At 50.5% G+C, this 12,446-nt stretch carries 11 protein-coding genes; 4 read left to right on the forward strand and 7 right to left on the reverse strand.

Annotated features, from left to right (window positions below; translation table 11 throughout):
* Positions 1 to 10 precede the first annotated feature (10 nt).
* Together IMCC3135_RS16890 and kce are read left to right on the forward strand one after the other, a co-directional pair.
* Positions 11 to 952, forward strand: coding sequence for a 3-hydroxyacyl-CoA dehydrogenase (locus IMCC3135_RS16890; protein WP_088918680.1), 942 nt, complete (start codon positions 11 to 13; stop codon positions 950 to 952).
* A 56-nt stretch (positions 953 to 1,008) separates the two neighbouring features.
* Entirely contained in the window at positions 1,009 to 1,944 is a 936-nt protein-coding gene (gene kce, locus IMCC3135_RS16895) for a 3,5-dioxohexanoate:acetyl-CoA acetone transferase (RefSeq protein WP_088918681.1), read from the forward strand.
* A gap of 398 nt (positions 1,945 to 2,342) precedes the next feature.
* On the opposite strand, the gene IMCC3135_RS16900 is transcribed toward kce, so the two are convergent.
* The 4 genes from IMCC3135_RS16900 to IMCC3135_RS16915 form a co-directional block, all read right to left on the reverse strand.
* Positions 2,343 to 2,852: a hypothetical protein gene (locus IMCC3135_RS16900; protein WP_088917073.1), complete on the reverse strand. Its 510-nt coding sequence runs from the start codon at positions 2,850 to 2,852 to the stop codon at positions 2,343 to 2,345.
* Positions 2,849 to 3,640: an IS21-like element helper ATPase IstB gene (gene istB / locus IMCC3135_RS16905; RefSeq protein WP_088917074.1), complete on the reverse strand. Its 792-nt coding sequence runs from the start codon at positions 3,638 to 3,640 to the stop codon at positions 2,849 to 2,851. Before istB ends, IMCC3135_RS16900 begins: the two co-directional genes overlap by 4 nt.
* A complete protein-coding gene (gene istA / locus IMCC3135_RS16910) occupies positions 3,621 to 5,162 on the reverse strand; it encodes an IS21 family transposase (RefSeq protein ID WP_088917075.1) in 1,542 nt (513 codons plus the stop codon). Before istA ends, istB begins: the two co-directional genes overlap by 20 nt.
* A gap of 1,330 nt (positions 5,163 to 6,492) precedes the next feature.
* Positions 6,493 to 6,891 (reverse strand): carboxymuconolactone decarboxylase family protein, encoded by a 399-nt coding sequence (locus IMCC3135_RS16915; RefSeq protein ID WP_088918682.1) that lies wholly within the window; start codon positions 6,889 to 6,891, stop codon positions 6,493 to 6,495.
* A gap of 484 nt (positions 6,892 to 7,375) precedes the next feature.
* Between IMCC3135_RS16915 and IMCC3135_RS16925 the strand changes: the two genes are divergently transcribed.
* Both IMCC3135_RS16925 and IMCC3135_RS16930 read left to right on the forward strand, forming a co-directional pair.
* Positions 7,376 to 8,179, forward strand: a complete 804-nt coding sequence (locus IMCC3135_RS16925) for a methyltransferase domain-containing protein (RefSeq protein ID WP_088918684.1) — start codon at positions 7,376 to 7,378, stop codon at positions 8,177 to 8,179.
* An 846-nt stretch (positions 8,180 to 9,025) separates the two neighbouring features.
* On the forward strand, positions 9,026 to 9,592 hold the full coding sequence (locus IMCC3135_RS16930; RefSeq protein ID WP_088918685.1) for a hypothetical protein: 567 nt from the start codon (positions 9,026 to 9,028) through the stop codon (positions 9,590 to 9,592).
* A gap of 342 nt (positions 9,593 to 9,934) precedes the next feature.
* Here the strand turns inward: IMCC3135_RS16930 and IMCC3135_RS16935 are convergent, their stop codons facing one another.
* From IMCC3135_RS16935 to IMCC3135_RS35560, 3 genes are all read right to left on the reverse strand, one after another.
* Entirely contained in the window at positions 9,935 to 10,888 is a 954-nt protein-coding gene (locus IMCC3135_RS16935) for an HNH endonuclease (protein WP_088918686.1), read from the reverse strand.
* A 216-nt stretch (positions 10,889 to 11,104) separates the two neighbouring features.
* Positions 11,105 to 11,899: a tyrosine-type recombinase/integrase gene (locus IMCC3135_RS16940; RefSeq protein ID WP_088918687.1), complete on the reverse strand. Its 795-nt coding sequence runs from the start codon at positions 11,897 to 11,899 to the stop codon at positions 11,105 to 11,107.
* Between the two features lie 261 nt (positions 11,900 to 12,160).
* Positions 12,161 to 12,436: a PDDEXK nuclease domain-containing protein gene (locus IMCC3135_RS35560; protein WP_088918688.1), complete on the reverse strand. Its 276-nt coding sequence runs from the start codon at positions 12,434 to 12,436 to the stop codon at positions 12,161 to 12,163.
* Positions 12,437 to 12,446 lie beyond the last annotated feature (10 nt).

Here is a 12,446-nt window from a genome sequence, read left to right on the forward strand (position 1 = left end):
GGAAATAGACATGCCGAGAGTTGGAATCGTTGGTGTTGGATTGATAGGACGTGCTTGGGCAAACGTCTTTGCCCGCGCGGGTTGGTCGGTTGCTCTTTGGGACGCGAACCCACAAGCACTTGCCGCAGCACCAGCGCTTATCCGTCGATCACTCGATGACTTGGTGCCACATGGCCTGGTGAACGATGCTGCAGCGGCCGCTGAAAACCTGCGAGTCGGCAGATCCTTACAAGATACTTTGAATGGTGCTGACCTGGTGCAGGAAAGCGGACCCGAACAGATCGATATTAAAATTGCAATGTATCGGGAACTGGACTCCTTGGCTGACCCTGCAACAATTCTTGCCTCTTCCACATCCGCGCTAGTCGCCTCTCGCTTTACCAGCGAGCTGCCGGGCAGAGTCCGCTGCCTTGTCGCTCACCCAGTAAACCCACCGCATGTGGTGCCCATCGTAGAGCTGTGCGGTGCTCCGTGGACTAGCCCTGATGTCATGGTTCGCGCTCGGCAGTTCTACGAAAGTGTCGGTCAGTCCGCTGTAGAGGTTCGCAAAGAAATCGATGGATTCATACTTAACCGCATGCAGTCCGTGTTGCTGGCTGAGGCCTTTCGACTTATAGGAGAGGGCTACGTCAGTGCTGCCGATTTAGACAAAACTATAAAGGACGGGCTGGGTCGACGTTGGGCATTCATGGGACCGATGGAAACAATTGAGTTGAACGCACCGAATGGAATTGCCGACTATTGCGCACGTTACTCCAAGATGCTACATGGCCTATCTGAATCGGCTGTGACAGCTGATATCTGGGGGCCAGAAAATTGTCAACGCGTCGCAGACAGCTGGGGCGAAAGGCCTACTGCTGACCATGTGTTAAGCAAGAGCGCTTGGCGCGATGAGCGCTTAGGTGCGCTCGCTGCACATCTTAATACCGCAAAAGCCTACGGGGATGAATGATGTACCCCTGCGAAACTATAATTATGCAAACGACATTCGGCTGAGGAGCCCCAGATATGCCTACCAACAAGAAAAAAGTCATTATTACCTGTGCGGTGACAGGGTCGATACACACCCCGTCTATGTCGCCGCACCTGCCTATTACCGGTTCCGAGATCGCCACTGCTGCTATTGAGGCGGCAGAGGCCGGCGCCGCGATCGTACACCTGCATGCACGGAACAATGAAACCGGCGAGCCTGATCAATCGATTGAAGCTTATGAGCCATTTCTGGGAGTCATCAAACAGGCGACTGACGCGGTCCTGAATCTGACCACTGGCGGGGCTATGACCATGACCGTGGAGGAACGAGCTAAACCTGCGATCAAGTTTAAGCCGGAGGTCGCATCGTTGAATATGGGAACCATGAATTTTGGCTTGTTCCCGATGCTTGATCGCTACAAGGATTTCAAGCACCAGTGGGAAATCGACTATCTAGAAGGATCGCGCTCTCGGTTCTTCAAAAACACCTTCACTGATATGGAGTATATCCTCACCGAATGTGCAAGCAACGAAACACGTTTTGAGGTTGAATGTTATGACATTGGCCATTTGTATACGTTAGCCCATCTTGCCGATCGCGGTGTTATCAAGGCACCTTTCTTCGTGCAGTCTGTTTTCGGTATTCTTGGAGGAATCGGCACTCATCCCGAAGATGTTTCGCACATGAAGCGCACGGCAGACCGGCTGTTCGGTGACGATTACCGTTGGTCGGTACTGGGGGCAGGCAGCCATCAGTTGCGGATCGCGGCTATGGCGGCGTCTATGGGTGGAAACGTGCGAGTCGGTCTCGAGGATTCCCTTTGGGCAGGTCCTGGCAAATTGGCTGAGAGCAGTGCGGTTCAGGTACGTATGGTTCGCCAAATCCTTGAAGGGCAGGGGCTTGAAATTGCAACGCCAGATGAAGCTAGGGAAATGTTGAAGCTAAAAGGCGGCGATAGGGTTAATTTTTAGGGGGTTGCGGGGTATGAAGCCCAGCGGAGCGAGAAGTTGCGCTAAGCGATAAATGTTGGATGTCCGGAAAAGTAAATAGTGTGGGGGTTTTCTTGCGTAGATTATCGGAATGAGTTTCCTTGCGGTTCTCAGAGCCAAATCCACTGAATATTCGGACATTTGAGTTGTCCGAAAAACGAGGGTTCTTATTGCGGCTGTGAAGCACAGCCCTAAGTAGGTTGCGCTAGATGTACAGAAAAAGGGGCCTGTAGCGCTTAGCGCAACTTCTCGCTCCACTGGGCTTCATACCTGTCTTTGCTGGATCAAAAGCGCGGCTATTTGCCGGAGAGTTTTTCAATAAATGAGACTGCCTGACACTGGACCCCGCAGGATCCAGATGCTAGAAAAGCATGTCTTTGTTAGAAGTCCTCGTCGTCCCAGTTGGGCATTGACGATCGGGACAGGCCACGCTTCCACGGGGGGTGAAGTTCTTGATGTCTTTGTTCGCCCATGCGCCTTATCGGATCCTTGTAGAGTTCTTCGCAGGCGTGCAATAGCGCACGGAGCAAATTATGCATTTCACCGATATCCTCGTCACTCAGTGAGGACAGAGCGTCGATTGATGGCAGTGCGTCCCATAGTTTGGTTTTGTCGTTCATCACACCCGGCTCTTGTGAGGTTCTACCGGACTGGTTACATGAGGTCGATTCCTGTTTATCATCCCCTGCCATTCGGTCTATTTCATCGTCAAAACAAAGATGCCGCTGGCGTGGATCACATTGCTCATCAAGCTCCGGCGTGCGGCACTCTATGATGTCCTCGCTGTAGAGCTCCCAAACCGTATCGCGCAAACGGTCAAGATAATCAACAATGGCGGCAGCTTCCTCTGGCGTCCAGTAGAAGGCCACATCAACACAACGTGAGTTCATGAGTCTTTGCCTTTTGGTTTGGGCGTTCTTGTCACTTTGGCTCGGGTCCCTTTCTTTGAAGCTGCTCTTTTTTTGGCCTCATGGACTCGATACGATTCACCCTTGATCACCAGTATTTCTGAATGATGCACCAGTCGATCAACAATGGAGACCACACTGCCGTTGTTGGGGAACATGGATGCCCATTCGCTAAACGGTTTGTTGGTAGTAACAATGATCGGCTTCTTCTCGTAGCGACGGTTGACGATCTCAAATAGAAGATCCGCATGTCGATCGCCATAGGACAGATAGCCCAACTCATCAATGACCAGCAATGAGGGGTGAGCGTAATATCTGAGCCGGCGTCGCAACGCGTTATCACCATCCTGTGATGCCAGATCTCCAAGCATTTCGGCAGCATTGACATACAACGCGGTATGACCTTGCATCACCGCTTCATGCGTGATGTTTTGAGCCACAGTGGATTTGCCCAAGCCATTTGAACCGATCAGTATGATATTGCTTGTCTCGTGAATAAACTCCAGATTCATCAGCTCCGAGATGGCGCCTTTGTCGCATTGTTCAGGCCATTGCCAGTCGAAGTCTGCCAGTGGCTTGAAGCGCCCAATGTGAGCGCTGCTTAGACGTCGTTCAAGGCCGCGCTGTGTTCGTTCTACCTCTTCCCACTGCAGCAAAGAGGGGATCCAGGCAATCTGATCCTTTGAGAGTTCATCCCAATGTGCTAGAAGGCCATGAAGTTTCAAGGCCAGGGCGCGTTGTTGTAATTCACTATTTAATGGAGTCGTCATCTGTCTCTCCCGGCACGCTATTGTCGTTGTCGTTGTCGTTGTCGTTGTCGCTCAACTGGTCATAGCAATCCAATGAGCCCGGGCGCACGACAATGTGATTAGCGCGTGCGTTAGCTGGCAAGGGTACGATCAGTGGTGGTGGACGGTTGTGCTCATCACGCCGTCGTTCAAGCACAATGCGCACAGCATTGGGATGTGGAACCTGTTGTCTCAATGCCTCTGCAATGGCGTGTTCAAGCTCCTGTGCCCCGTAGCTGTCCAGCAGGTTCAGTAGCTGGGCAACCACCTGGCTAGGCCGGTAGCCACGCTTGGCGCCTTGTGTCAGTAGTGCAGTACTGCTCGGTGCAGACTGCGAAAGCCGATCCTGGCCGCGGTGTGCACGCCCCCGACGCTTGTAGTTAACGAGTGCCTGCAGATGCGCAGGATCTTCAATCTGTTCGCCTTTACCATAACTGCGAACATGGCTGGCAATCACCTTGGCACCATCAGTGATTCGCACCGTGCCCATCGAGGCAAGTACTGTCAGCACGCGACGCACATGAGTGTGTGGCAAGCTATAATCGTTGAGATCGTAGCGTGCGTACGGTGTTTTTCCGATGGACACACTGACCCGATCATCGGCTGGATACGGATTGTCCGGTAATGCAATCAGGTGCTCCTTCTCCTTTTCAAACGCTTCACCGACCGTGATTGATGTATCCGCCTGGCAAGGGCGTTGGGTACTGTGCTCAGTGCACCATTGGTCGGCCTGTCTATTCAGATCATCCAGATCACGGAAGTCACGGGCCGCAAAGAAATTCTCGCGTATAAAACGAACTCCTCTTTCAACTCGGCCCTTCTCATTCCCCCTGTACGGTGCGCAGGGGCGCGGTTCGAAACGATAGTGTGCCGAGAGTTTTAGCAGTTCGGGATTGAATGTGATCGCATCACCGTGGCGTTGAATGACAGCCGATTTCAGGTTGTCGTACAATACAACTCGAGCAACGCCGAGATGCTCGAAGGCAGCAACATGTCCCCGCAGAAAACTCTCCATGCGTGCGTTAAGATAGAAGCGTACGAAGATCATGCGGCTCCAGGAAAGCACCATCACAAAGGCCATCAACGGACGCTTGGCCCGGCCGATTTGCAGATGACCGAATGAGCCCCAGTCACATTGCATTTGTTCTCCTGGAAAAGTCTTGAGACGCTGGAAGGCCTCCGGATTTTTCCGGGGACGCAGCTCCGCCACGCGAGCACGAAAGTGACTGGAACACCCGTTATACCCGCGATTACATGCCATCACATATAGGCGAGTAGCGGTCAGATCGGGGAACTTGTCCAGCGTGGCTACGATGAAGTCGTTGTAGGGATCGCGTATCGATCGTGACTCGGTTCGCTCAGATTGTGGCACACCAACCTGGCTCAGTACACGTTCAACCACGCTGTGATGAATATGCAGCTGGCGGGCGATGGTATTGACACCCCAGTGCTCGACAAAGTGAAGCCGTAGAATCTGGCTATGCAACTCAGCATGAATCGTCATGGTGGTGTCCCTTTGTAATTCCGATGTCGAGAGTGATGTCGTGTTGTTCGCAGGAAATCGATTCTCATAGCCTCATTGCAGGCACGTTGACACCCGTTGCAGTAAACAAAACGAGACTGTGTTGGCCTGGATATCAGTGGAGCACTGCCGGACTCCTCGACGGAACCCCGGTGCGTTACTATGGGTGAATCGCAGGGTGTTGCACTCGGTTCTGAGTCAGGTGGCTTTAGCGTGAGCGGGGGTTGTTTGCTCGACTCGAGATCCGATTCAAGCATTGCTTTACGCAACCGGTTACGACGTTGACGGGCGGCAGTGCTACGCCTGCCTTTAGGACTGCGTCGGTAGCGTTTTGCGTTTCGTTTGCAGCGTTCTTTATTTGCAGCCTGGGCGCATCCATCGAAGCAGTAGATATTGCCTCGATCACAGTGGCGGCAGATAATGACCGGTTGGTGGCAACGAGCGCAGTGGTAGCGCCGTGCAGTGTCCAGGTCGTCCATCGGCAATCCCTGCCGGGTAGCTCTGGATTGAAACCTAATGAAGTGCGATACTTCACTTGGCTGTGTGAAAACACGGTTGGGGATGCGGCGTCAGATCGGACCGTCAAATCAGGACTGGCGTCGCGTCTTTCTACACGGCCATTCCTTCCTATCAGTTGATTGAGTCTGTGTCACGCGAATCAGAGGATCGGTAACAAACTAACCTGGAACCCTGAACAGAAGTGATGAGCAGGGTTGTTTTATAATGCACTAGCTCCCCGGCAACTATGCGCGGGTATTGAGCGTCGTATACAATACCCCGGGAAGTTGCGATTGAGCATCGTCAATTCGGAATTGACGTTAGCAGCGCGACACGGAGGAGGCTGTAGCAAATAGCTAATAGGTGGGGTTGCCATGTTAGCGGCTAGCATCACCGGAGAGGGAGCGTAAAACAGACCAAATATCCGATATATTGGAATATCGGATATTTGGTGTATGACCGCTATATTGACTAGACGGGCAGGTTGATAGTCAGCGCACAAACCCTACTAATTGTGATTAATTGCACAACCAATGTATCGAGAGACAAAGTAGGGCAGTAGAGGCGTCTGCCTCTTGTGGCATGTACGGCTGGATTGTCCTCATAGCGGACCTAGCCGGACAGCATCCAGCATAAGCAAAAGTTACGCCTCATGCGCGTTCTGAGGTATTCGCGGTTGCATATGAGGCGCAGCGGTCAGCTTCATGCTAACGTTAAACAACTGCATCGGATTGACGCAATATGCTTAAAGCCGCACGAAAACAATGTAAATTTATAATAAATTTCGCTCTAACTTAAAAACGAAATATTAATGTTATTTGGACGCCTCTCGTAATTCGTCATGCTCTGACTTGAACTCATCGAGATCGATTTCAGCAGCTTGGAAAATAGTACTCAACATCCGAACATACCCTGCTGTTGCGGCTGCTTCTCTTAACTCGGATTCGGTCGCACCCAGCTTTATTGCATTATTTCTGTGTGCATATACACAATAGGGACAGGGGATTTGTGCAGCTACTGCAAGTGCAATCAGTTCTCTTGTTTTTGGATCTAGCGAAGAACCTTCACCCTGAAGTGCGCCATAACTTTCCAGTATTTTTGCCATGGCATGTTCTGGCAGCGAATCTGTAAAAAACTTGGGTGGACCATCAGCTAGAACAACACCGACAGAAAATACATAGATCAAAAACAATCTAGATGCAATATATTTCACTTTATATGCTCCTGTATGTTCATTGACTGCGCCTCATTGTCTCTTCGACATGAATTATCAATGGACGCAATAACGATCGTACACAGTTATCAGTATTTATCTACTGGCAATAGATTGACGAGGTATGGTCGGAAGTGGTGTTGAGAAAGGGTTATTACCAAAAATATGTCACTTATGAAGTTGTCTATTGGGTTTGACAGTTACTGAAAAACCCACGAGGGTGATTCTAATCTGCGATAAATCCCTAGCTCTATACATGTTTTCTATACAAGAACCAATGCTCTATTCTGCATCTATTGGCTCCTGCATTTTGCTAGCACAGACGTCTAACAATAATATCCTCAATATAACAACGTCCGCTTGATCTTTAAAGCGAACGTTGAACGTGTTTGGTTTGTTGTAAAGTTGAATAGAAGCACTTGGTTGATGAAAGGACAACAGAGTACATTGTGCGAAATCCCCGTCAATAATTGAGAGATCTGCCATGACCGATCCATTCCAGGACGTCGATTCTACAGATTCCGAATTCGTGGCCATTGTTGTCGCAGCTTTGGAGAGCCGTGCGGCAGAGGATCATATGATCCCTATAGTTGAGCAGTACCTTGATCGCTTGAATTGGCTTGACGGTGCAACTCACATCGAAGTCGGTGCCGGTACTGGTCCGATCGCACGCCGCATGGCGGCGAGGGCCAATAGCGGGAGGATCATAGCTATCGACCCTTCAGAGAAGCTGATAGTGAGTGCACGGGAACTGGCTGACGACTTGTCCAATATAGAATTCGAAGTAGGTGATGGATCAGCGCTGCGATTCGCGGCGGGTTCGATTGACAGTGTCGTAATGCACACGGTTCTGAGCCATGTTCCCGAGCCGAAAATCCTGCTGATCGAAGCGATGCGCGTCCTGAAGGCAGGCGGTAAGTTAGTTATCTGCGATGCTGACTTCGAAAAATCCTTCCTGGGTAATTTTGAGGGTGATCCTCTAAATGCTTGCGCAAAGTACTTTGTACAGAACTTCGTCACCCAACCCTATTTGATATCAAATATACGGAGAATAGCTACTTCAGTTGGCTTCAAGATTGATGAGTTTCGAGTCGACAGTCGCACTATAACCGATACAGATGGTGGGTTGGGATGGATAAAGATGGGTACCAAACAGATGGTGGAGCGTGGACTCATAGGCGAGGAGCTTGCGGATGCGCTCGCAAGTGAATATATTCGTCGCAAAGAAGATGGAGTCCTGTACGGACATCAACCTTTTGGAACACTGGTCGCGACGAAACCTGAATGAATTTCTTTTTTGGCCGGAATGCTGGCGAATGCTCTGGCTAGCACAGCGTTCGGAGTCAAGCACTTTGCGACTTATACCGAACGACGAATTTGTTACTTGCGGCTAGCACGCTGCCATGATTACCACAGCACGCACTCCAACCTCTATTGCAAGTAGTCGTCGTTGTCATAGCCAGTGCTCACTGCAAGAGCCTGGAAGATAATAGAGAATTGTGGGTATACAGCAGGGCACACCGCTCTATCAGCTAATTTGGGTAGAGTCCGTGAATAACTGCAGATGCAATTTCAATCATCTTGACGGTCCACTACGAGGTCGGATTGGTCGTAGTTCAAGACACTTAGACACATTCCAAGTGAGCTCAGAAGGCGGGGAGCACGGCCGGGGTTGGTAGCCCACAAACCCTCTTAACTGTGATTAATAGTATAACCAATGAATAGAGAGAAAGAGCAGGGCAGAGCCCAATGGCACTCGATTAAGCCATTATTGAGCGTATCTATGAGCGCAAGTGCGTGCTGCTGATCGCGGTGTGTCCTACAAATGCCTCGGTTTTGGTCGTCTTTTCTTTGCTCGAGGTTCTTTGCGCCCCGGGCGATTGCCTACACGGCGACCAGCAATTGACCCTACTCCTGGGTTCAGTTGGCAGCCGCTTAGTGACCATGCACTCCATAGCTGCACGATGTGTCGAAATCTGATCGAACGGGTTCGCGTCCGCAAACTGTAGTCGCTTCATTCGTCAGTAACCGTATCTGGTTGTAGGGCAGAAGATGGACTGTAATCTCAAGGTGCGCGATGGTAGATGTGCTACGTTCTCGCAGTTTAGTATATTTTTCACCGAGTGTATCAAAGATGGATTGGTTAGAATTTTTCGCCTCTACTATCGATTCACTGGCATGGCCAGGACTACTTGCCGTTTCGCTATTTTTGCTAAAGGCGCCGCTTCTACAAATCCTCGCCCGCATTAGTTCATTGAAATTTGGTGGGATAGAGGCGGATTTCAAAGAAGCCTTCGGCAGGAGTCCCGATAATGCTGACGACCTCTCTCTCATCGACGGAGGTTCGACGCCAGCAGCGGAGCCGGAAGACGACAAATTGGCTGCGCTTTACTCGTTAGCTGAGCTGTCTCCGCGCGCAGCGGTACTCGAATCCTGGATCGCCGTTGAATCAGCTGCTCGCGACTACATCGAGTCCGTCGGTGCTAGTAAGAATACTCTCGCGCTAGGTCTTGATCGCTTGCCAGACAAAGCGCGAACTCCAATCGAAGGAGTAATTTTAAGGTATCGAGAACTGAGGCATCTACGAAACGAAGCTGCTCACGCAAATGATTTCGACTTTCCTTCATTCTACGCAAAGGATTTTGTTGAGGAGGCGCACCGAATCGCGCGAGTTATTGCTTCCAAAACAAAGAACAGCTGACTCAACCGAACAGTACCTATAAAGGGGCGAGCGGTCTTTGTCCATCATGCTCACTCGGGATATTTCAGGAGAGTTCTAAGAGTGCGGGAGCATTGCCGGAATAGTGGTCAATATAGGGCCCAGCCGTCACTGTTGCGACTCGTATGAACGAAGAGGGAGCGTGAAAAAGCTCATATATACGATATATCCCAATATCGGATATTTGACAATCTGGACAGCCTGAAGGACGCTGAGCAACACCGATTACGAGAGCTGGCCGGCATGCTTAAGACAGCGCACGAAATCTTCGATATCGCCAAGCTTGGTACTATTTATTCACTTCATCCATAATGACTCTGCCAGCTAGGGTTTGAATGTCTCGACGGCGTGAATAGCCAAATGTTCCGCAAACCTCTCCAGTTCAGCACCTTTCTTAGGGAAGCGTATTCCATGATCTTGAGGGCTCTTGCCTCCAGTCAACCCTGCTTTTTCCAGCGTTTTCATCGTATCTTCAAGTTGAGAGGATGCGAGCAAGTAGAAATCCTGACCGGTGCCGGAACGCTTGAATGTGATCCGGCCTTGGTCGAACAGTCTGTCCAGACTCGCGCAAAGCGGTATTCCGTTAGCTGGATCAAGCCGTTGTCCGTTCGACTTACAGCGGCGCCATGGAACGATGTGCGATGCAGTGATCATCGTCTGCTCTGAAGAGAGTGTCGCTGCGCAACAGCCATTCCAGATAGAAAGCACATCCTTTCGGAAAGCGCCTTGTCCGACCCGTGCACTGATCAATTGCTCTTTTTCCGTCTGACTGAGATCCGGGTCGTTGCTAATCTCTTGTTGGTCCTCAATTACCTCCTTTTCGGACGAGTCCGATGTGCTGAAGTCAGGATGGCTCTGCAGCAGTGCCACCAAGCCTTCCTGAATTTCAGAATAGTTCCTCGCTTTGTTAACATTTTCATGCCGCAAATTAAGAAGGATAGGGCCGTGTGCCCACGGCTGCATCGCCTTAAGTAGCTGGAACCAATTTTGTTTGTCCAACAGCGGCATTTTTTGGAATAGAACACCAACGTCATTTTGAGCGTTAATGGTACCGCCTGAATTGTTACCGGCGATGAAGCATGATCGAACGTGGAAACCCTTGCTTGGCACCGAGCCAACCTTGCCCCACAGCCAAACAATATCGCCTTCTCTCGGACTTCTCTTGCCCTGCTTCGTGGTCACCACCCTGAGTGTATCGATGTCTTGCAGAGGAATGTCGTAGTGGGGTGTCTGATAAACCATCCAGTGCTTCTTATCTTCGATATCTGAAAAATCCATCCGGTGCAGGTCTCGTGAGGTTTGTGTCTACAGGGCTTCATGCCGGCTCTCCACCTCAATCCTACCAGTTCATCATGGTTGAACCTTATCGAGAGATTCTTTGGCACAATCGCAATCTGATGCCTCACCTCTGGAAAAAATACGCAGAGGAAAGACTAGAGAAAGTAGAGCGTGCAAGATCAATACTGACATGCACAGACTACTTGAGATAGTACGCTAGAGATCATAGCTTTCACCGGCTTTCTTAAGTACTTGGCGCACTTCCTGTTCAGTGACATCCTGATAGATGGTGGTGGTTGCGGCTGATTTGTGCCCAAGTACTTTTTGAACGGTTTCGAGATGCTCACCCTGATCGTGGAGTAAGTTGGTAGCCAATGTGCGACGCCCGGAATGACTACTGGCACGGTCGATACCGGACCACTCACGCAGCATCGTGGCCATATGATCCTGCAGCGTATTCGGGCTGTAGAAACCACCTTTCTGGGACAGTAACAGCGGATCATTGGGTCTCAGGGGCTTCTTCAGCGCCATGCGCTCGTCCAAGTACCGTGAGATTGCCTCCAGCAGAGCAGAGTCCGCCAGTGGCAGCTCTCGTGTCAGGCCACCGGGCTTCTTCATGGGCGGATAGTAGTCAGCGGCAGTGAGCGTTTCGCGTCGCCTGGCATCTTTGGCGATCTGCGCGACTAGCCGATCAAATTCAGCCACGGTAAACCGCACGCTGGTACGTTCATTGGTTTTGTTGCCGACGGCAGCCATCGCACGAGCGCCTTTGGTGAAGCTTTTCGGCAGTACCAAAACGTCCTTGATCTTGTAACCTCGCGCGAACTCATCGCTTAAGGCAGCGACTTCACGAATACGCAACAAGGCCATCTCCTGGGCACGAAGCCCAAGCTTGAAGCTGATCTGGATGATCAGGGCATTCTTGGCAGGGTAACGATGATGTTCGATCTCATCGAGTACGGCGCTGAGTTCGTCATTGGACAGCACCTTGGCTTGACCGTTTTTGGCCATCGTTTACCATCAATCTATGGGTATACCAAGCAGTATAGACCCGACAGGAGATATGTCCATAAAATCCGTACTAATCATATTTCTACGGATATTTGTATTCTATTTTGCCGAAACCATATTTGTTGTCTATCCGAATTGATTGGAAATAGCCCATAGGTATGGGAGGCCTCCAAAGGCTGTCCCAGCAGTTACAATCAGACGCCTGGATCAACTCAACGCTTTAATGGCAATGCCATGTGGTGTGTCCCGGCCAACCAAAAATTATTTCGTCACATTCCTCAGCTGTGTTGCAATGAATGAAGCTATCTGTTCTTTATCAGGCAATGCCACCTGATAACGCGAAACAAACAACTGATTATCCATCCCGGCGGTTGCATACCGGACAAGCGCTTCATTTTTGCCGGTGCACAGTAAAAGGCCGATAGGCAAATTATCGCCTTCACTGCGTTCGTTCTCGGCAAACCAGTTCAGATAGGTATTGAGCTGCCCGAGGTTTTCATGATTGAAGGGCTCTGTTTTTAGGGGTCGTGAAATAATTAACTATACT

The sequence above is a fragment of the Granulosicoccus antarcticus IMCC3135 genome (genome assembly GCF_002215215.1).
In the GTDB taxonomy this organism is placed as follows: domain Bacteria; phylum Pseudomonadota; class Gammaproteobacteria; order Granulosicoccales; family Granulosicoccaceae; genus Granulosicoccus; species Granulosicoccus antarcticus.